The organism is Musicola keenii, from assembly GCF_014855505.1.
In the GTDB taxonomy this organism is placed as follows: Bacteria; Pseudomonadota; Gammaproteobacteria; order Enterobacterales; family Enterobacteriaceae; genus Musicola; species Musicola paradisiaca.
In genome coordinates, this window is the sequence record NZ_JAAWVW010000002.1 from 227032 (window position 1) to 248097 (window position 21066).

General features: G+C 55.2%; 17 protein-coding genes. 8 read left to right on the forward strand and 9 right to left on the reverse strand.

Features of this window, described 5'->3' with window-relative positions; genetic code table 11:
• Positions 1-23: 23 nt before the first annotated feature.
• The 4 genes from rpsA to serC form a co-directional block, all read right to left on the reverse strand.
• Positions 24-1697, reverse strand: a complete 1674-nt coding sequence (rpsA, locus tag HEP82_RS03335; RefSeq protein WP_192456779.1) for a 30S ribosomal protein S1 — start codon at positions 1695-1697, stop codon at positions 24-26.
• Between the two features lie 97 nt (positions 1698-1794).
• Positions 1795-2487, reverse strand: a complete 693-nt coding sequence (cmk, locus tag HEP82_RS03340; RefSeq protein ID WP_192456780.1) for a (d)CMP kinase — start codon at positions 2485-2487, stop codon at positions 1795-1797.
• A 183-nt stretch (positions 2488-2670) separates the two neighbouring features.
• The gene (gene aroA, locus HEP82_RS03345) at positions 2671-3960 is read right to left on the reverse strand and encodes a 3-phosphoshikimate 1-carboxyvinyltransferase (protein WP_192456781.1); all 1290 of its coding nucleotides are present in this window, start codon (positions 3958-3960) and stop codon (positions 2671-2673) included.
• Positions 3961-4221: 261 nt separating this feature from the next.
• Positions 4222-5307 carry a 3-phosphoserine/phosphohydroxythreonine transaminase gene (gene serC / locus HEP82_RS03350; protein ID WP_192456782.1) on the reverse strand — a complete coding sequence of 362 codons (1086 nt, stop codon included), beginning with the start codon at positions 5305-5307 and terminating at the stop codon, positions 4222-4224.
• Between the two features lie 235 nt (positions 5308-5542).
• Here serC and ycaO point away from each other — a divergent pair, with 235 nt between their 5' ends.
• From ycaO to HEP82_RS03375, 5 genes are all read left to right on the forward strand, one after another.
• Positions 5543-7306, forward strand: a complete 1764-nt coding sequence (gene ycaO / locus HEP82_RS03355; protein ID WP_192456783.1) for a 30S ribosomal protein S12 methylthiotransferase accessory factor YcaO — start codon at positions 5543-5545, stop codon at positions 7304-7306.
• Between the two features lie 814 nt (positions 7307-8120).
• A complete protein-coding gene (gene focA / locus HEP82_RS03360; protein ID WP_192456784.1) occupies positions 8121-8978 on the forward strand; it encodes a formate transporter FocA in 858 nt (285 codons plus the stop codon).
• Positions 8979-9034: 56 nt separating this feature from the next.
• Positions 9035-11317 carry a formate C-acetyltransferase gene (gene pflB / locus HEP82_RS03365; RefSeq protein WP_192456785.1) on the forward strand — a complete coding sequence of 761 codons (2283 nt, stop codon included), beginning with the start codon at positions 9035-9037 and terminating at the stop codon, positions 11315-11317.
• A gap of 280 nt (positions 11318-11597) precedes the next feature.
• Entirely contained in the window at positions 11598-12338 is a 741-nt protein-coding gene (pflA, locus tag HEP82_RS03370; RefSeq protein WP_192456786.1) for a pyruvate formate lyase 1-activating protein, read from the forward strand.
• 404 nt (positions 12339-12742) lie between these two features.
• A complete protein-coding gene (locus tag HEP82_RS03375; RefSeq protein WP_192456787.1) occupies positions 12743-13678 on the forward strand; it encodes a LysR family transcriptional regulator in 936 nt (311 codons plus the stop codon).
• A 61-nt stretch (positions 13679-13739) separates the two neighbouring features.
• Here the strand turns inward: HEP82_RS03375 and HEP82_RS03380 are convergent, their stop codons facing one another.
• Together HEP82_RS03380 and HEP82_RS03385 are read right to left on the reverse strand one after the other, a co-directional pair.
• A complete protein-coding gene (locus tag HEP82_RS03380) occupies positions 13740-14888 on the reverse strand; it encodes an MFS transporter (RefSeq protein ID WP_192456857.1) in 1149 nt (382 codons plus the stop codon).
• A gap of 168 nt (positions 14889-15056) precedes the next feature.
• The gene (locus tag HEP82_RS03385) at positions 15057-15965 is read right to left on the reverse strand and encodes a LysR family transcriptional regulator (protein ID WP_192456858.1); all 909 of its coding nucleotides are present in this window, start codon (positions 15963-15965) and stop codon (positions 15057-15059) included.
• Between the two features lie 102 nt (positions 15966-16067).
• Here HEP82_RS03385 and HEP82_RS03390 point away from each other — a divergent pair, with 102 nt between their 5' ends.
• The 3 genes from HEP82_RS03390 (at position 16068) to HEP82_RS03400 (ending at position 18605) form a co-directional block, all read left to right on the forward strand.
• Complete coding sequence (locus tag HEP82_RS03390; protein ID WP_192456788.1) at positions 16068-16943, forward strand: MBL fold metallo-hydrolase; 876 nt, start codon at positions 16068-16070, stop codon at positions 16941-16943.
• Between the two features lie 260 nt (positions 16944-17203).
• Positions 17204-17848: a DsbA family protein gene (locus HEP82_RS03395; RefSeq protein ID WP_192456789.1), complete on the forward strand. Its 645-nt coding sequence runs from the start codon at positions 17204-17206 to the stop codon at positions 17846-17848.
• Positions 17849-17999: 151 nt separating this feature from the next.
• Positions 18000-18605 carry a glutathione S-transferase family protein gene (locus HEP82_RS03400; RefSeq protein ID WP_192456790.1) on the forward strand — a complete coding sequence of 202 codons (606 nt, stop codon included), beginning with the start codon at positions 18000-18002 and terminating at the stop codon, positions 18603-18605.
• A gap of 178 nt (positions 18606-18783) precedes the next feature.
• Here HEP82_RS03400 and dmsD read toward each other — a convergent pair whose 3' ends face one another.
• From dmsD to HEP82_RS03415, 3 genes are all read right to left on the reverse strand, one after another.
• Positions 18784-19398: a Tat proofreading chaperone DmsD gene (gene dmsD / locus HEP82_RS03405; RefSeq protein ID WP_015853946.1), complete on the reverse strand. Its 615-nt coding sequence runs from the start codon at positions 19396-19398 to the stop codon at positions 18784-18786.
• Between the two features lie 177 nt (positions 19399-19575).
• The gene (locus HEP82_RS03410) at positions 19576-20436 is read right to left on the reverse strand and encodes a DmsC/YnfH family molybdoenzyme membrane anchor subunit (protein ID WP_192456791.1); all 861 of its coding nucleotides are present in this window, start codon (positions 20434-20436) and stop codon (positions 19576-19578) included.
• A gap of 1 nt (position 20437) precedes the next feature.
• Entirely contained in the window at positions 20438-21055 is a 618-nt protein-coding gene (locus tag HEP82_RS03415) for a DMSO/selenate family reductase complex B subunit (RefSeq protein ID WP_015853948.1), read from the reverse strand.
• Between the last annotated feature and the right edge of the window lie 11 nt (positions 21056-21066).

Genomic DNA, 21066 nt, shown 5'->3' on the forward strand with positions numbered 1-21066 from the left:
TCCCGCCGCCTAACCCACCGAAATTACTCGCCTTTTGCAGCTTTGAACGCTTCAGCCATAGCGTTGGAGAAATTGCCTTCTTCCTGTTTGTTATTAACAGAAGCGATAGCGTCTTTCTCGTCAGCTTCATCCTTGGCACGGATGGACAGGCTTACAACACGGTTTTTACGATCAACGCCAGTATATTTGGCTTCGATCTCATCACCCACGTTCAGCACCAGCGTTGCATCTTCAATACGGTCGCGAGAAGCTTCAGACGCACGCAGATAACCTTCAACGCCGTCGGCTAATTCAACTGTAGCACCTTTGGCGTCAACCGCAGTGACTTTGCCCGTAACAATCACACCTTTCTTGTTTACAGACAGGTAGTTGTTGAACGGATCTTCAGCCAGCTGTTTCACGCCCAGGGAAATGCGTTCGCGCTCTGCGTCAACCTGCAGAACCACCGCAGCGATTTCGTCGCCTTTCTTGTATTCGCGAACAGCTTCTTCGCCAGCTACATTCCAGGAGATATCGGACAGGTGCACCAGACCATCAATACCACCGTCCAGACCGATAAAGATACCGAAGTCAGTGATGGATTTGATCTTGCCTTCTACGCGATCACCCTTGTTATGGGTTTCAGCGAACTGCTGCCACGGGTTGGCTTTGCACTGTTTCAGGCCCAGGGAGATACGACGACGTTCTTCATCGATATCCAGAACCATAACTTCAACCACGTCGCCCACGTTAACCACTTTGGACGGATGGATATTTTTGTTGGTCCAATCCATTTCGGAAACGTGTACCAGACCTTCAACGCCTTCTTCGATTTCCACGAAGCAGCCATAATCAGTCAGGTTGGTTACGCGACCGGTCAGCTTGGTGCCTTCCGGATAACGTTTAGCGATAGCAACCCACGGATCTTCGCCCAGCTGTTTCAAGCCCAGGGAGACACGAGTACGCTCGCGGTCGAACTTCAGCACTTTGACAGTGATTTCGTCGCCCACATTGACGATTTCACTCGGATGCTTAACGCGCTTCCAGGCCATGTCAGTGATGTGCAGCAGACCATCAACGCCGCCCAGATCAACGAATGCACCGTAGTCAGTGAGGTTCTTGACGATACCTTTGACTTCCATGCCTTCCTGCAGGTTTTCCAGCAGCTGATCGCGCTCGGCGCTGTTTTCAGATTCGATAACGGCACGACGGGAAACAACCACGTTGTTGCGTTTCTGGTCCAGCTTGATCACTTTAAACTCAAGCTCTTTGCCTTCCAGATGCAGAGTGTCGCGAACCGGACGCACATCTACCAGAGAGCCCGGCAGGAACGCACGGATACCGTTCAGCTCAACGGTGAAACCACCTTTCACTTTACCGTTGATAATACCGGTAACAGTAGCGGATTCTTCATAAGCTTTTTCCAGCATCAGCCATGCTTCGTGACGTTTGGCTTTCTCACGGGACAGCAGGGTTTCACCGAAGCCGTCTTCTACCGCGTCCAGAGCCACGTCAACTTCATCACCGACCTGGATTTCAATTTCACCCTGGGCGTTTTTGAACTGCTCTACCGGAATGGCAGATTCAGATTTCAGGCCGGCATCAACCAGAACGACGTCTTTGTCGATAGCGACCACAACACCGCGGACAATGGAACCCGGACGGGTTTCGATTTCTTTCAGGGATTCTTCAAAGAGTTGAGCAAAAGATTCAGTCATGTTGATAATCTTGAGTTTTTACATTTAACGTCCATCTAGCATCCTGCCCGATGGGGTTGCTTCACATCCCCGCCGAAATCCTTGCGACGAGGTAAAATTATTTGCCAGTCAGTTGTGGCAGTATATGGCGGGCATATTCCAGCGCACGGGCCACCACTTCATCTAGCGTCATTGTTGTCGAATCCAGCACTAAAGCATCCGCTGCAGGCACCAGCGGCGCAACCGGCCGGTTGCGATCGCGCTCATCGCGCTCTCTGATCTCGGACAAAAGACGTTCAAAGTTAACATTAAAGCCTTTTTCCTGCAACTGCAGCATGCGGCGGTTGGCGCGTTCTTCGGCACTGGCATCCAGAAAAATCTTCACCGGCGCATCAGGGAATACCACAGTTCCCATATCTCGTCCGTCGGCAATCAGGCCCGGTGCCTCCCGAAACGCCCGCTGCCGTCTGAGCAGCGCCTCGCGCACACGGGGGAACGCAGCAGCCTGTGAAGCGGTATTTCCGACGTCTTCAGTGCGGATTTCACTGCTGACATCCTCACCTTCCAGAATGACACGCAATTGCCCATCAGCCGGCACGAAGCGGACGTCCAGATGCGATGCGATCGGAACCAGCGCTTCTTCCGACGCGATATCCACATGATGGTGCAACGCGGCCAACGCCAGCACCCGATAGATTGCGCCGGAATCCAGCAGGTTCCACTGCAACGCATCAGCCAACGCTTTGCACAGCGTGCCTTTGCCTGCGCCACTCGGCCCGTCGACCGTAATCACCGGGGCAGTCACCGCCATTTCACTCTCCTTCAGATATTAGGAAACTGCATGTCTCTACAGACAATTTACCAAGTCATTATACGCTGTAGCGGGGACAATCGTGAAATTAAAGACTTATTACTGCAGAAAATTCCGGGAATTAATCTATTGGCAGAGCAAGTTTCTATAATACGGGGTCGATACGACCCCGCGACAGGAAATTCAATCGTGCCGACTCAGACGCTCCAGTTGTTGGAAGTAATCCGGAAACGTTTTGGCGGTGCACTTGGGATCGAGGATCGTGACAGGCGTATCGGACAACGCCACCAATGAAAAACACATGGCCATTCGGTGATCGTTATAAGTACCAATCTCAGCCGCTTGCAGCTGTTTGGGCGGCGTAATGCTGATGTAATCATGCCCCTCTTCCACCTCAGCACCGACCTTACGCAGTTCAATCGCCATCGCAGCCAGCCGATCAGTTTCTTTCACGCGCCAGTTATAGATATTACGCAACGTCGTGGTTCCGCCTTGGGCGAACAGCGCCGTCGTGGCGATCGTCATCGCAGCGTCCGGAATATGGTTCATATCCATATCAATGGCATGGAGCTCGCCACGCTGGCACTCAATATAGTCATCGCCCCAACGAATTTGTGCGCCCATTGTTTCGAGCACGTCGGCAAAGCGGACATCGCCCTGCACGCTCTTACGCCCAACACCGGTCACGCGCACCGTACCGCCGCGAATCGCTGCAGCAGCTAGGAAATAGGAAGCGGAAGACGCATCGCCTTCAACCAGATAGTCTCCCGGCGCCCGGTAATGCTGGTTCCCGGCAATCGCGAAAGTTCGATATTCCGCATTTGTCACATCAACGCCGAATGCTTTCATCATATGCAACGTAATGTCGATATAGGGTTTGGACACCAGATCACCCTGGATGGTGATGCGGGTATCCTGCGGAGCAAGCGGCGCAGTCATCAGCAACGCAGTAAGAAACTGGCTGGAAACTGAGCCGTCAACACTGATATCACCGCCGACAAACCCACCCCGTAACCGCAGAGGCGGGTAATTTTCCTGCTCCAGATAATCGATGTCGGCGCCTCCCTGACGTAGCGCATCCACCAGATGACCGATGGGACGCTCTTTCATACGCGGCTCGCCCGTCAAAACGATGTCGCCGGCAGTCAGGCACAATGCAGCGGTCAGCGGACGCATCGCTGTGCCTGCATTCCCCAGAAACAGCTCCAGACGTTCTGGCGTCTCAAAGGCATGCCCCAGGCCCATAATTTCACACACGGTTCGATCGTCGGAAAGCGTATAGCTGACCCCCAACGCTTTCAGCGCATTGAGCATATGACGGACATCATCGCTGTCCAGCAGGTTGGTAAGCCGGGTCGTACCTTCGGCGAGAGCCGCCAACAGCAGCGCACGGTTTGAAACGCTTTTGGAGCCCGGCAAGTTGATGGTGCCATTAACCAGAGAGACAGGTTGTAGGGTCAGGGATTCCTGCATGTGAAACTCATTCTCCTCATGAATAGATATAACAGTCCGATCTAAAACACAGCGGCCATCCATCGACAATCGAGGCAAGGTATTGTCATTATTACGGTTTTCTATGCGAACCCCGTATTTCTGTCATGGCTTGCACCGTTTTTCCGACAGCGCTGCTGCTATACAACCGGGACAAACGGGGACGACGGCCGGGGGATTGCAATCGGGGATTGACACCCAAGGATCGGCACGGCAGCAAACCGCCGTGCCATTAGCTCATTATCAGCCGTGGCGACGTTCAAAGTCGGCCATGAAATCGGTCAATGCCTTCACGCCTTCGATAGGCATGGCATTATAGATGGAAGCCCGCATACCACCTACCACGCGATGGCCTTTCAGCGCATGCAGACCCGCCTCCTTGGATTCTTTCAGGAACAGACTGTCCAGTTCCGCATCCGCCAGCAGGAACGGCACATTCATACGCGAACGGTTCGCCGTAGCCACATCGTTGCGATAAAAAGCGCTGCCATCAATAGCCGAGTACAGCAGATCGGCTTTAGCTTGATTACGCTTATCCAATTCCACCAGCCCGCCTTGCTCTTTCAGCCATTTGAATACCATGCCCGACAGATACCAGGCGAAGGTCGGCGGCGTGTTGAACATGGAGCCGTTATCCGCCAGCAGTTTGTAATCCAGAATGGAAGGCAGTTCGCGACGAGCTTTACCGATCAGGTCATCACGCACGATCACCAAGGTTAAACCGGCCGGGCCGATGTTTTTCTGCGCGCCGGCGTAGATCACACCATAACGGCTGACATCCAGCGGGCGAGATAGAATGCTGGACGAGTAGTCGGCCACCACCACCTTGTCGCCAAAATCCGGTTCTTCTTCAATCGCCAGCCCGTCGATCGTTTCATTCGGGCAGTAATGCACATAGGCCGCATCGGCGGACAGTGCCCACTCACGCATCGGTTTGACCGCACGCAGCCCATCAATGCGGGTTTTGATATCAATAACGTTCGGCGTGCCGTATTTTTCCGCTTCTTTCACCGCGCTGTAAGCCCAGTAGCCGCCGTCGATATAATCGGCTGTCGAATTATTACCCAGTAAATTCAACGGCACCGCGGCAAACTGGGCACGGGCGCCGCCGTGACAAAATAGAACTTTATAGTTGGCGGGGATCTTTAGCAGGTCACGCAGATCCTGTTCGGACTCTTCGGCGACTTGCATGAATTCTTTACTGCGGTGGCTGATTTCCATCACCGATGTGCCCAGACCGTGCCAATTACAAAGTTCCTGTTCCGCACGACGCAATACTTCTACCGGCAACATGGCTGGACCGGCACTAAAATTGAAAATCTGAGTCATTTCCCCTCACCACTTTAAATAAAAATAGCGACCTAATATGTCGCATTGTTTTACCTTATATCGGTTTTATCACTCACCCTGCATGCCTGCAACGCTTATTCTCGTTCAAAGATGAAATCTTCAGCACACGATTGCGTGATCGTCATCACTGTTACCTGGCTGTTACAGAATAAATAGAGTCGATACGCAAAACCCCGTATTATGCACGCCCCGTTACCATAATCAGGTTGCTACCATGACCCAGACTTTTATCCCAGGCAAAGACGCCGCCCTGGAAGATTCCATCGCCCGTTTTCAACGACAACTCCAGGACCTGGGGTTCAACATCGAGGAAGCCTCATGGCTTAATCCGGTGCCGAATGTCTGGTCGGTACATATCCGCGACCGCGACTGCGCCCTATGTTTTACCAATGGTAAGGGCGCGACGAAAAAGGCAGCGCTGGCATCTGCGTTGGGTGAATACTTCGAACGCTTGTCCACCAACTATTTTTTCGCCGACTTTTATCTCGGCAACGCGATCGCCAACAGCGACTTCGTACATTATCCGGATGAAAAATGGTTCGCCATTCCCGATGACGACAGCCTGCCCGCGGGCATTCTGGATGAACGCCTACACCGCTTCTACGATCCAGACCAACAATTAACCGCCAGCGAACTGGTCGATTTGCAGTCCGGCAACGCTGAACGCGGTATCTGCGCCCTACCTTTTACCCGTCAGTCTGATCATCAGACGGTGTACATTCCGATGAACATCATCGGCAATCTGTACGTTTCCAACGGGATGTCTGCGGGCAACACCCGGAATGAAGCCCGCGTACAGGGTCTGTCGGAAGTTTTCGAACGCTACGTAAAAAACCGGATCATCGCCGAGGCCATCAGCCTGCCGGAAATTCCATCCGACGTACTGGCACGTTACCCCGGCGTGGTTGAAGCCATCACCACATTGGAACAGGAAGGATTCCCGATCCTCGCTTACGACGCCTCGCTCGGCGGCCGTTATCCGGTGATTTGCGTGGTGCTGTTCAATCCCGCCAACGGTACCTGTTTCGCCTCGTTCGGCGCACATCCAGATTTCGGCGTCGCACTGGAACGTACCGTGACCGAGTTGCTGCAAGGCCGCGGGCTGAAAGATCTGGACGTTTTCACGCCCCCGACCTTCGATAACGACGAAGTGGCGGAGCACACCAATCTGGAAACGCATTTCATCGATTCCAGCGGTCTGATCTCTTGGGATTTGTTCCGTAAAACAGCCGATTATGCGTTTGCAGACTGGAGCTTCAGCGGCACGACCGAACAGGAGTTCGCCACCCTGATGGCGATCTTCCGGCAGGAAGATAAAGAAGTGTATATTGCGGATTATGAACATCTTTCCGTCTATGCCTGCCGCATTCTGGTGCCGGGTATGTCGGATATTTACCCGGCGGAAGATCTGCTGCTGGCCAACAACAGCATGGGCGCGCATCTGCGCGACACCTTGCTGGCGCTGCCAGACAGCCAATGGGAGCAAGACGAGTATCTGAATTTGCTGCAACAGTTGGATGACGAAGGTCTGGACGATTTTACCCGCGTGCGTGAACTGCTGGGCATCGCCACCGGCAAAGATAACGGGTGGTTTACTTTGCGCGTCGGCGAGCTGAAATCCATGCTGGCGTTGGCGGGCGGCGATCTGGAACAGGCGCTGAGTTGGGCGGAATGGTCGCTCGATTTCAATCAGTCCGTGTTTAGCGCCGAGCGCGGCAACTACTATCGTTGTCTGCAAACGCTGCTTCAACTGGCGCTGGAGCCTGAACGCGAACCGGCGTTGTACTACGATGCGTTCGTGCGCATGTATGGTCAGGACGCCGTCGACGCTGCCAGCGCGGCGATTACCGGCGAACAAAGCTTCTACGGGCTGTTCGCCATTGATAGTGATCTTACCGCCCTGAAAGCGCATCAGTCACTTTTAGCCGCCTACGAAAAATTGCAAAACGCCAAACGCCGACACTGGCAGAACGCCTAATTCTCACCCGGCGAGGCTCTCTCATTTTTGTCACCGTTCAGGCGAAACCAGAACACCGGTTTCGCCTGTCTGCGTGCCGGATTTGCGCAGGGTTTTTATTACCTGTCTGGCTATTTTTGCCTTACAATATCGCGCGAAGATTGCGACGTCATACTCTGGCTTCCTTTCTTTTCCAATCAGGCAGCATTTTTTCGGGTCGTGCTGGCTGCAGGAATAATCCAGGTGCTGTTTTCCCGGAAATATTTATTGTTCCTGTTTGACGATATGTTTATTCCATACACCGATGCCTTAAATAATTCGAGTTGCAGGCAGGCGACGGGGCTCGAAGTCCCAATAAGCGGGTTACATTCAGTGATGCGCACGGACGAGAAATCTGCCGTAAGCAGATTTAAATGCAGCTTGTTGTGCCCCTAAAAAGGAGGCCCCAGGGATGGGCCGGACAATAAATGAAACACGAAGTGTGCTGGGTATAAAATCGTTATTTATCTGGGTTAATTGTTTGTGATGATAATAAATGACGTTATTGTTATAAAGCAGTGAACAAAAAATTAAATAACCTAAAACCGACGCACGAATTTACTACAAAACCATATTTTTTTTAACGCTAAAACGGCCCGATCATTGCCTTTTTCAACATATTTAATAAATTTTAAAATTTTTTTTCTTGTTAAAAAACATAAAGTTATGATAAAAAATACCCCTGTCGATGGAGCGTTATCGCCTTATAGTTTTCACCGATATGATCCATGTCAAATTTTGGCCCATAGCGCTTTGTTAATATTTCAACGTAGATAATCATTGAGAGAGAGTTAGTGTGAAAACTGACAACCCCTTCACTCTATTATTACCGTCAGCCATGGCGAAAGTCGCCGAAGACGCAGGCGTTTATAAAGCGACAAAACAACCGCTAACTGCTTTTTTTCTGGCGGTCACTGCCGGTGTTTTCATCTCTATCGCGTTCGTCTTTTACATCACGGCAACCACCGGTACTGCGTCAATGCCCTATGGCATGGCCAAATTGGTAGGCGGCATCTGCTTCTCCCTGGGCTTGATGCTGGTCGTGGTTTGCGGCGCCGATCTGTTCACCTCCACCGTGCTGACCGTGATTGCGAAGGCCAGCGGTCGCATCACCTGGAAGCAACTGTGGCTGAACTGGGCTAACGTTTATATCGGCAACCTGATTGGCGCACTGTTCTTCGTGGCGTTGATGTGGTTCTCTGGCGAATATATGGTGGCAAACGGTGCCTGGGGGCTTAATGTCCTGCAAACCGCCAGCCACAAACTGGAGCATACTTTTATCGAAGCGCTGTGTCTGGGGATTCTGGCCAACCTGATGGTGTGTCTGGCGGTATGGATGAGTTACTCCGGCCGCACCCTGACCGATAAAATGCTGGCGATGATACTGCCGGTCGCCATGTTCGTCGCCAGCGGCTTCGAGCATAGCATCGCTAATATGTTCATGATTCCGATGGGGATCGTTATTAAGAATTTCGCTTCAGATTCATTCTGGCACGCCATTAATATGACTGCCGTCCAGTTTGAACACTTGAGCGTCGGGAATTTCATCGTCGACAACCTGATCCCTGTCACTCTGGGGAACATCATCGGCGGCGGATTTCTGGTTGGGCTGACCTATTGGGTCATCTATTTGCGCGGTGGAGATCAGCACTAAGCTGCTGTCGGCCGCAACGTCGGGTTACAAAAATCCATATCAAAGGTAGGTGTAATATGACCGAACTGAATGAAAAACTCGCCAACGCATGGGAAGGTTTTAGCGCAGGCGAATGGCAGAATGGCGTCAACGTGCGTGACTTCATTCAGAAAAACTACACACCGTATGAAGGTGACGAATCTTTCCTGAGCGGTGCCACCACCGCTACCACAGCCCTGTGGGATAAAGTGATGGACGGCATCAAACAGGAAAACCGCACTCATGCGCCGGTTGATTTCGACACCGACGTTGCAGCCACCATCACATCCCACGATGCCGGCTACATCAACAAAAACCTGGAAAAAATCGTCGGTCTGCAGACTGATGCACCATTGAAACGCGCGCTGATTCCGTTCGGCGGCATCAAAATGGTTGAAGGCTCCTGTAAGGTTTATGGCCGTGAACTGGATCCGCAGCTGAAAAAAATCTTCACCGAATACCGTAAAACCCACAACCAGGGCGTATTCGATGTGTATACCCCGGATATCCTGCGCTGCCGTAAATCCGGCGTGCTGACCGGTCTGCCGGACGCCTACGGCCGTGGCCGTATCATCGGCGACTATCGTCGTGTTGCTCTGTACGGTATCGACTACCTGATGGCGGACAAATTCGCCCAGTTCACTTCCCTGCAATCCAAACTGGAAAACGGCGAAGATCTGGAAGCGACTATCCGCCTGCGTGAAGAAATCGCCGACCAACACCATGCTCTGTCGCAGATCAAAGAGATGGCGGCCAAATACGGCTGCGATATCTCCGGCCCGGCTACCACCGCTCAGGAAGCCGTACAGTGGACTTACTTCGGCTACCTGGCCGCTGTGAAATCTCAGAACGGCGCCGCTATGTCCTTCGGTCGCGTATCCAGCTTCCTGGATATCTACATCGACCGCGATCTGAAAGCCGGTAAAATCACCGAGCAGGATGCCCAGGAACTGATCGACCACCTGGTGATGAAACTGCGTATGGTGCGTTTCCTGCGTACTCCGGAATACGACGAACTGTTCTCCGGCGACCCGATTTGGGCAACCGAATCTCTGGCCGGTATGGGCCTGGATGGCCGTACTCTGGTCACTAAAAACAGCTTCCGTTTCCTGAACACCCTGTACACCATGGGCCCGTCTCCGGAACCGAACATGACCATCCTGTGGTCTGAAAAGCTGCCGGCAAACTTCAAGAAATTCGCTGCTAAAGTGTCCATCGACACCTCTTCCCTGCAGTACGAAAACGACGACCTGATGCGTCCGGACTTCAACAACGACGATTACGCGATCGCCTGTTGCGTGAGCCCGATGGTGGTTGGCAAACAAATGCAGTTCTTCGGCGCCCGTGCAAACCTGGCGAAAACCATGCTGTACGCCATCAACGGCGGCGTGGACGAAAAACTGAAAATGCAGGTAGGCCCGAAATCCGAGCCGATCAAAGGCGACGTTCTGAACTTCGACGAAGTGATGGATCGTATGGATCACTTCATGGACTGGCTGGCCAAACAGTACGTCACCGCCCTGAACATCATCCACTACATGCACGACAAGTACAGCTACGAAGCTTCTCTGATGGCGCTGCACGATCGCGATGTATTCCGCACCATGGCTTGCGGTATCGCCGGTCTGTCCGTAGCGGCTGACTCGCTGTCCGCCATCAAGTACGCCAAAGTGAAACCGATTCGCGACGAAAACGGTCTGGCTGTCGACTTCGACATCGAAGGCGAATACCCGCAGTTCGGTAACAATGATCCGCGTGTTGACGACCTGGCCTGTGACCTGGTTGAACGTTTCATGAAGAAAATTCAGAAACTGAACACCTACCGTGGCGCGACACCGACTCAGTCCGTACTGACCATCACGTCCAACGTGGTTTACGGTAAGAAAACCGGTAACACTCCTGACGGTCGTCGCGCTGGCGCGCCGTTCGGACCGGGTGCCAACCCGATGCACGGCCGTGACCAGAAAGGTGCTGTCGCCTCTCTGACCTCTGTGGCGAAACTGCCGTTCGCCTACGCGAAAGACGGTATTTCCTATACCTTCTCCATCGTGCCGAACGCGCTGGGTAAAGACGACGACGTGCGTAAAACCAACCTGGCAGGTCTGATGGATGGTTACTTCCACCACGAAGCGTCCGTCGAAGGTGGTCAGCACTTGAACGTCAACGTCATGAACCGCGAAATGCTGCTCGATGCCATGGAAAACCCGGAAAAATATCCGCAGTTGACCATCCGTGTTTCCGGTTATGCCGTTCGCTTCAACTCGCTGACCAAAGAACAGCAGCAGGACGTGATCACCCGTACTTTCACCCAGTCCATGTAATTACATGTCTGTCTGAAAACACGTAACATAGAGGCTCCACATCCGTGGAGCCTTTTTATCGCGGGGAATCTCGCTCATACTCAGCGGGTCGCTGTGCATACGGATGGAGATGTCCCCGGAAATCATCCGCCGTCCCACCGGAAAGAACCTGTTTTGTCAGCCCGCCACACGGCTGACGTGCTGACAAAACAGATTCGACGCAGATCTCCCCAGTCGGAGAACACCTATCTGCGCTCATGACAGGCCGCTATTGTCCGGCCAAACCTGGAGAAACCTCGCAATGTCAGTTATTGGTCGCATTCACTCCTTTGAATCCTGCGGTACCGTCGACGGCCCCGGCATCCGATTCATCGCCTTCTTTCAGGGCTGTCTGATGCGTTGTCTCTACTGCCACAACCGGGACACCTGGGATACTCACGGCGGCCGGGAAATCACGGTGGAAGAGCTGATGAAGGAAGTGGTGACGTACCGCCATTTCATGAATGCGTCCGGCGGCGGCGTCACCGCATCCGGCGGCGAAGCCATTTTGCAGGCGGAGTTTGTGCGCGATTGGTTCCGCGCCTGCCATGAGCAAGGGATTAATACTTGCCTCGACACCAACGGCTTTGTCCGCCGTTACGACCCGGTCATTGATGAACTGCTGGATGTCACCGATCTGGTCATGCTGGATCTGAAACAGCTCAATGATGATATCCACCAGAATCTGGTCGGCGTATCCAACCACCGTACACTGGAATTCGCCCGCTATCTGGCCAAACGCAATCAGCGTGTCTGGATCCGTTACGTCGTCGTCCCCGGCTGGACGGATGATGACGCCTCTGCCCATCTGCTGGGGGAATTCACCCAAAATATGAGCAATATCGAGAAAATCGAGCTGCTGCCCTACCATGAACTGGGCAAGCACAAATGGACTGCCATGGGTGAGGAGTACAAGCTGGACGGTATCAAACCGCCCAAAGCCGATATCATGGATCGCGTGAAATCCATTATCGCCAGCTACGGCCATAAAGTCGTTTACTAAACGGCGCGCTACCCTTTCGGGCAATACACTAAAACGCCCCGTTTTCTGCGCGTCGCCGGCCGGCGGCGCGACGGCTTTTTCAATCAAGCGCAGTACCGCTTTCAGCCTTTTTATTCCCCCTCTCCCAATGAACAGGCGCGACAAGCCGCCGTCTTCACAGACCGGCGGCAATACAGGCGTAAAAATAGACATTGCAGGATATTATATTGCAGACACCACTCATGCCGCCCAATAGCGGCATGAGTGTTTACAAAGAGCCCTGGTGTAACGCATAAAACCACACAATTGGGTGGAGCCGGCTCAATGAGCTAACGGCTGCGCGTAACATAATGGGAATTTACATTGAATAAAATAGATTTATTTCAATGTGAATATTTTAAAAATACATGTATTCAGGGACAGATATGCGCCTCGATAAACTTGAAATCCGCTGGTTAAAACTCTTTTGCAAAATCGTCGAGAAAAAAGGGATTACTAACGCGCAGGACGCCACCGGCCTCAGCCAACCGGTGCTGAGTCACTATCTTTCGCGTCTTGAGGACGCGCTAGGGCTGGTATTGTGCGAGCGGGGTCGCGGCGGATTCTCGCTGACCACCGAAGGCGAAGTGGTGTATCAGGAAGCCAGAGCCGTCATCGCCACGTTGGATGATTTCGCCAACCGCCTGGCGCGTATCAAGCACGAACTGATCGGCGAAGTGCGTATCGGTTGCCTGGACAATATCGCCTCGCATCCCGAACAGGCGGTTTCTCTGGCGATCCGCCGCCTGTTTGCCCGCAGTCCTGAAGCCTCCATGCACCTCAGCATCAACGACTATCATTCGCTGATGGAACGTCTGCGCAACAGCGAGCTGGATATCGTCCTCACTGTGCTGCCGGATGACATCCCGTCGGATATCTTTTTCCAACCGGCATTCATCGAACGCAGCTCGTTCTATGCCGCAACGGAACAAGCGCCTCGGTTCGAACAAGAGTGGCGCGACGGTACGCTCAATCCCAAACGTCTGCTGGTCGGCGGCTACGCCACCAATGAAATCTGCCAACAGTTAGGGCCGATAGCCCGGCAAGGGTTGAAAAACACAACCTGGAATGAAGAAGGCAGCCTGCTGCTGTTACTCGCGGGCACCCATGTCGGTTTTTTGCCGGATCACTACGCCGAGCGCTGGGTTCAGGAAGGGAAACTGTGTGCGATATCTCCGGAAAATCTCGGCCTTGCCAGCATTTTTTATCTGGTACGTAATGCCAGACAACGGCTAAGCCCGGTCGCGGAAGTGCTCTGGAACAACATTATCGAAGCGGGGCAACCTTCACTGACCGGCGGTACCCCGCACATGACGGCATGACCGGCCAGCGCCGCGCGTCCGCCGCGTTATCCCTGCGCAACACTCAACGGTGCCGCATCCCCTATACCGGTAGCGGGCGCGGATGATGGTCGGTTTTTTTCAGCAACAGAATCAGGTATCCCAGCGCCACCACGGCGATCAGCACGAACAACTGTGCATCGGAATACGCCTGCATCAATAGCGCCGCCAGCGACGGCCCGCACAGGCTGCCGATGGTATAGCTGAGCAACAAGGCTTGATTCATCGCCACCAGCTCATCCGGCGCCACACGCTCACAGGCCCAGGACATTGCGACAGGATAAAGCGTAAAACCCGCCGCTCCCAGCAGGCACAAGGCGAAAGCCATGCCCGCACTGCCCATCCCCAGCACCGCCAGCGCCCCCATCACTACAGCGAAAACCAGCACCCGCAGCACCATCAACCGGCCAAAGCGATCCGCCAGCCGCCCTACCGGCCACTGACCGGCGATACCGGCGCTAATCAGCAACGCCATCCAGTATCCGACCTGGGCGTCACTCATCCCCTGATGCGCCAGGTAGAGCGGCATCAATCCATATAACGACCCGAGGATCACGCCGGAAATGATACAACCGTCAATGCCCAGTCGGGCGCGACGATAACGCAACATGCGCCATACGCCGGCGTGGTGCGTCACCGGCTGCGGCGGCGGAATGCGGGCGAACACCAACGGGAACATCGCCGCCAGCACCAGCATGACCAGCCAGGGCAGAATGCTACCCTGTGCGCTCGGCACCATACCCAGCAGCAATTGACCCAGCACGCTGCCGAAATAATAAGACATCATATAAGCCGCCAACAGTTGGCCCCGTTTAACGGCATGCCCGCTGCACAGCAGCGCGCTCTCCACTACCACCCAGATCAGCGCACAGGCGACGCCGGCCACAAACCGCCACACCAGCCAGCCCCACATCCCCGACGACACGCCCAACATGCCGGTCGCCAGCGCGAATATCGCAGCAGCCAGATAATAACTGCGATTAAATCCCCAGCGATGAATTAACCTGCCGGCAAGCAGCGTACCGACCAAATTGCCGGTAAAATAGCCGGTTCCGACCAGCCCGACCTGCCATACCGACCACTGCCGTTCATTCAGCCACAAAGGCACCAGAGTATTCAGAACCGCTAAGCAGATCGTCAGCAGCAGCAGACCGCTAAGCAGCAGTAAGACTGGGCGTGTATAGGTGGACATGGAGGAAAAACCAAACAGAAGAGTAGTGACTGCGCGCATCATGCCACCCGCATCGGCAAAGTCAATTGCCCTGTCGGCGGCAGCCGCACATTTTGTCTTTAGGCCGACCGGGCTCCACGCTAGCGAAAAACGGCGCCACCTAGCAGGCCCAGCGACGTCGACAAGCCATCAACGTTGCGAGATGCGTTTCCATTCCAGATTGGCGGCAAACCACTCCACCAGAAAATCCAGCAACGCGCGCAACGCGGCGGACATATGCTCGCGCGATCGATAAACGGCATACACGCTCAGCGCCGTCGGTTCCACGTCGGGAAACAAGGCAATCAACCGCTTGCTGGCGACCAGATCGCTGACCGAATACACCGGCTGGAGCGTAATCCCGGCGCCGCTCAGCGCCGCCTCAAGCAGCACTAACGAATCGTTTGCGCTGAAGCTGCCGTTGACGGGCACCGCAACCTCCTGCCCCTGACAGTGAAACCGCCACAGGCTTTTGCCGAAGAAGGAATAGGTCAGGCAATTGTGCAGCGCCAAATCCTCCACCCGTTGCGGCGTTCCGCGGGCAGCCAGATACCCCGGTGCCGCGCACACGACAGACGTACACTGCCCCAGCGGCCGGACGATCAACCCCGGCTCCAGTTGATTGGTGATACGGATTGCCAAATCAATACGTTCTTCAACCAGGTCAGTCGTCTGGCTTGAGACTTGCAGATCGATCGCCGCCCGGGGATAACGCTGTAAATAAGCGGTGATCGCCGCCACCAGCGTCGACTGCGCCAGCGAAGGCGAGCAGGTCAATCGCAATAACCCCGCGGGTTCTTTGCCGCCACGCGCCGGCAATTCCAGACGCTGTGACACCGCCAGCAGTTCGCGACAATGCAACAACACCCTTTCGCCTTCCGACGTCAGGCTCAGGCGGCGCGTACTACGATGCAGCAGCCGAGCCTCCGCCCAGCGTTCCATTTCAGCCAGATAGCGCGTCACCATGGCGCGCGACATCTCCAGCGCAGCGGCGGCGCCAATCAGGCTGCCGCGCTCGGTAATAGCGACAAAAACTTTAGCCGCTGTGATTCTGTCCATCATTCACTCGATTTATGCAACAAATACGTCCGATTTTACCGGTTTTTCTCACCGAAAATGAAATTTATTATGCCGCCATTCCCTTCGCAAAAGAGCATGACCATGTTAAAGAAAACCCTGTTAGCCACCCTCTTCGCCTCAACGACATTTTCCGCTGCGGCCGCACTGAAAATGGACGTCTATAACCCCGGCGCGGCCTCCATTTTCCCGGTGTCCTCCGAAATCATCACCGGTGAGCACGACGCTTTGCTGATTGATGCGCAATTTCAGCGCAATGATGCAGAAAAGCTGGTGGAAAAAATCCGCGCCACCGGCAAGACGCTGAAAACGATCTACATCAGTCACCATGACCCCGACTTCTATTTCGGCCTCGACGTACTGAAAGCAGCGTTTCCGCAGGCACAGATCGTCGCCACACCGCAGACTATCGCCGCCATCAACGCGACCTGGGAGAAGAAAGTCGCCTACTGGGGGCCCATTCTGAAAGACAACGCGCCGAAAAGCGTGGTCGTGCCGCAGCCGCTTGCCGGCAGCCAGCTGCAACTGGAAGGTCACGACATCGACATTATTGGGCTGAACGGTGCGACGCCCGATCGCACCTTTGTCTGGATCCCGGCGCTGAAGGCCGTCGTCGGCGGCGTGCACACCGCCGCCAACATCCACGTCTGGATGGCGGACACCCAAACTGCGGCGTCGCGTCAACATTGGCTGGAGGATTTGGACAGCATCAAAAAACTGAACCCGACCACCGTGGTACCGAGTCACTACCTGCCGAACCAAGACGGCTCCCAACCCTGGACGCCGCAAAACATCGCGTTTACCCGCCAGTATCTGCAAACTTTTGAACGGCAGGCCGGTCTCGCCGCCGACAGCAAAGCGTTGGCGGATGCCATGCAAAAAGCCTATCCGGCACTTGGCGAAACGTCTTCATTAACGCTGGGCGCCAGCGTCATCAAAGGGGAAATGACCTGGCCCTGATAGGGGCGGCCTGGACACCACGCCGTGTCGGTGTGAGCAGCAATCGGCGCAGGGAAGCCCAACGCCGGGATCTTTTCTTTCAGGTTTGCGATCCCGGCCGGATAGAAATCCATGCCATGACCGGATAACTCACCGGAAATGGTCAATAATAACAATAAGCGTGATTCGGTGATGACATAACACCGTCCGCCGGAACGATATTGGCACGACAGCAAGGCATCCCCTCATTTTCCCTTGCGGATAACATACGGAGCGTAGAAATGAACAGGCTACACTACATCTTTGATCCGCTGTGTGGTTGGTGTTATGCCGCAGCGCCGTTAATCCACGCAGCCCGTAAAATTGAAGGGCTGCCGATTGTGCTTCATGCCGGCGGCATGATGACCGGCCCCAACCGCCGCCGGATCACCCCTGAATGGCGGGAGTACGTGCAACCCCATGATCGGCGCATCGCGCAGATGAGCGGGCAGCCTTTCGGGGACGGCTATTTCAACGGTCTGCTGTGGGACGTGACCGCCACGCTGGATTCAGAACCACCGACTACCGCCATCCTCGCGGCGGAGGAATTGGGCGGGCATGGGCTGGATCTGCTGGAGCGCCTGCAACGCGCCCATTATGTCGAAGGTCAGCGTATTTCGGATCTCCCTGTGTTATTGCAACTGGCTACCGACATCGGGCTGAATCGGGATGATTTTGACAACGCCTGTACCCACTGGCGCGGGCAGCCTACCCGCCAGCACATCGCCGAGAGTCGGCAATGGCTGACGCAATCCGGCGGCGGCGGTTTCCCGACGCTGGTTCTGGCGCTGGACGATACGCTAACCACACTCAATATTGCACCCTGGATTGGTCGCCCTGACGCCTGGCAAGATTATCTGCTTAAACAGGTCGCCGTCAGTCAATAACCGTATAACTATCAACCTCATGCTGACCGTCGCGTCGCATGCCCCCCGGGATCAGGGATGATGCCCGTCCCATTCCTGATTAAGCCCGCCGCTTAATCACCCGAACCCAGCGCGGCGCTCCTGCCGTCATCATCGTTGACTGAGGGATACTATGATTAGAGTCCACCATCTGAATACCTCACGTTCGCAGCGTATCCTCTGGTTGCTGGAAGAGTTGGACGTTCCCTACGACGTGGTCAACTGGCAGCGCAATCGGCTATCGATGCGGGCACCGGACGCACTAAGGAAAATTCATCCGCTGGGCAAAGCGCCGATGATTGAACACGACGGCAAAATTCTGGCCGAGACCGGGCTGATTATCGAGTACCTACTTGACACCTTCGGCCCGCATCTGGCCCCCACGCCCGATTGCCCCGAATACTGGCGTTATCGCTACTGGATGCACTACACCGAAGGCTCGCTGATGAGCACGATGCTGTTAAAACTGGTGGCTCAGAAGATGGGGCCGTTCGGCTGGCCGATTCTTGGCATGGTTAATAAGCAAGTTAATCTGCATTTTGATTTTCTGGAACAGGAGGCGGGCAAGTCCCCCTGGCTGGCGGGAAACACCTTTTCCGCCGCCGATATCATGATGGGATTCCCGTTGGATATCGCCGCCAGCCGGGGCTGGCTCGATCAATCACGCCCGCATCTGTGGCGGCTCTTGGCGGCAATGCGAGCCCGGCCAGCCTGGCAACGGGCGGCGCGCTACCCGTAGTTGGCGCCCCGCCATGCTTCATCGCATGACCGCACGCCTAAACCGCCGCCGTCACGAAGCACGTAATACACAGCCGGTATCGTTCAGCGCAGACACCGGTGCCATTGCCGTGCGGGGGAGCGCGCAAACCGCACCACCTTTGCGGCAAGCACCCAGGTGTCAATCGTCACATCCGTCGTCAATAAAACAGTTGCCTGGGCGCGGGCGTTAACCGGTAGACACGTTGCCAGTCCTGCAATGTCGTCCGGGTCAGCGCGGCGACCCCCTGATAGAACGGGTGCCCGGCCGCCTGCTCCAGCAAATCGAGATAGCGCATCGCCCACGGCAGCAGGTGATCCGCCAGCAGAATGGGCACACCGTCGGGCTGGTGCTCCGCGCACCATGCCGCCAACATCAGCATCAAGCCGATATGGTCTTCCGGCTCCCGCGCCTCGTTGCACGGCTCGATGCCTTGCTGGCGTAACCAAAGGCGCAACGCCAGCGTGGAATCGCCGAACAGCACGCTCTCTTTGTCCAGATAGACCGAGCCCCACGGCGGCGCCTCAAGATGATCCGGCCCGATGAACAACCGCTGCCAAACGTCAGCCAGCCGCTCTTCGTACCCGGATTGCAGGCCCAAGGTCATCTGCTGCGCCGCTTGTTCGACAGGCGCCGCATCGCCACACGGCCACGTCTGATGCCAGCCCGATTGCCGCAGTTGCGCAAACAGCGGCATGTTGTTGTCATTATCCGGCGCGTAATACAACAGCGCGCCTAGCATGCGCCCGGTAAGGCTGACCATTTGTCTTGCCATATCTCCTCCACTGCAACGGGATAACGGACCATCATCCGCATCCGCCGACAACCGCTCCCCCGGCGACGAACATCGCCGGGGGTTATCACCGCTCATCAATAATCCTGGTTCAGCCTGGCGCCTGCTGCCATCAGGCCGTGTCCGAAATTGAACCCGGCCCGAGGCACACACCCTCGGTTAGCCCGCGACCGCCATACCGACCGTCATATGCAGGCCGTAGAAGATAACCCGCCCCAGCAATTCACCGCCGATCACCAGACAAGATCCCAGCGCCAGTACGCCGACGGAGGACGGGCGGCGACGAAACAGCGGAACCCACCACAGCGACAAACCGGCGATCAACAACAACCAGCGGAAAATCTGTATCCCCGCATAGGCTGGCACCAACTGCGTGGCCTGCTGCACCGAGCTATGGATCTCGGGTAGCGCGGTGGTTTGCCACAGGATGGCCACCATACTCACCACCAACCCGCACAGGCTGAAAACCGGCAACCAGCGGATCTCGGCGTCCGTTTCACCCGCCGCGCGCAGTAGTACATAACCCAGCAGCGGGCCGCCCAGCAGCGCCGTCATCAGAAAATGCACCGGCGTAAAACCGTTATTCCAAGTCGGTACGGTATCGATCAGGTATACCCGGATCATGGCGTACAAAAAACCCACCCCGACCAATAACGTGACCATCAACCACAAACGCGCCAGCCCGCCGGAGATTTTTTCCAATAACCGCAACAGCCAGAACACACCTCCCAGCGCGAAAAACAGCGACCCTAGCGCGATTTCATTACTCAACGGTGAAGCGCCTAGGCGGTTCAGCGCGTTCATCGCCCGCCACGGCGAGCCAAGATGGAGCACCGACGCGACAAAACCTATCCCCATCAACAGCCAGAGGAAAAACATGTGCCGGTTGATTTTTGTTCCCTGCGCTGAGTCGACCCCATGGCGCAACAGCGCCCACGCCATCACCATAAACCCGCCGACCACGCACTGCCCCAGTACGGTAAAAATCACCAGCGGCCATTCATGCCATCCGTTTCCCATTTCACACCTCCTCAGGATTTGCCAGGAAGCCGGTGGTATCGCCCACGGCACGGCTGTTTGCATTCGGTTTCACCACGATATTCGGCTGGGTGAACCTTGCGGCCGGCAGTGGCGCCACTTCCGCCAACGTGCCGTAGCGTTTTCTCAGCTCCTCGATAGGCGCCAGATCCAGCGCACGCAGCGGACAGGATTCGACGCAAATCGGTTTTTTCCCTTCAGCCACCCGCTGGTAACAGCCGTCGCATTTGGTCATATGGCCTTTGGCGGCGTCAAACTGCGGCGCGCCATACGGGCAGGCCATTTCACAGTAACGACAGCCGATGCAGATAGATTCATCCACCACCACAAAGTTATCGCCCTGCTTGTGCATGGCGCCGGTCGGGCACACCTTGGTACAGGCGGGATCGCTACAGTGGTTACACGACACCGAAAGGTAATAGGCGAACACGTTCTGATGCCAGCAGTTGCCGTCCTGCTGCCATCCCCCCCCGGCATACTCATAAATACGACGGAAATTCACCTCCGGAGTCAGATTCTTGTAATCCTTACAGGCCAGCTCACAGGTTTTGCACCCGGTGCAGCGGCTTGAGTCAATATAAAAACCATATTGCGTACCCATCGGTTACTCTC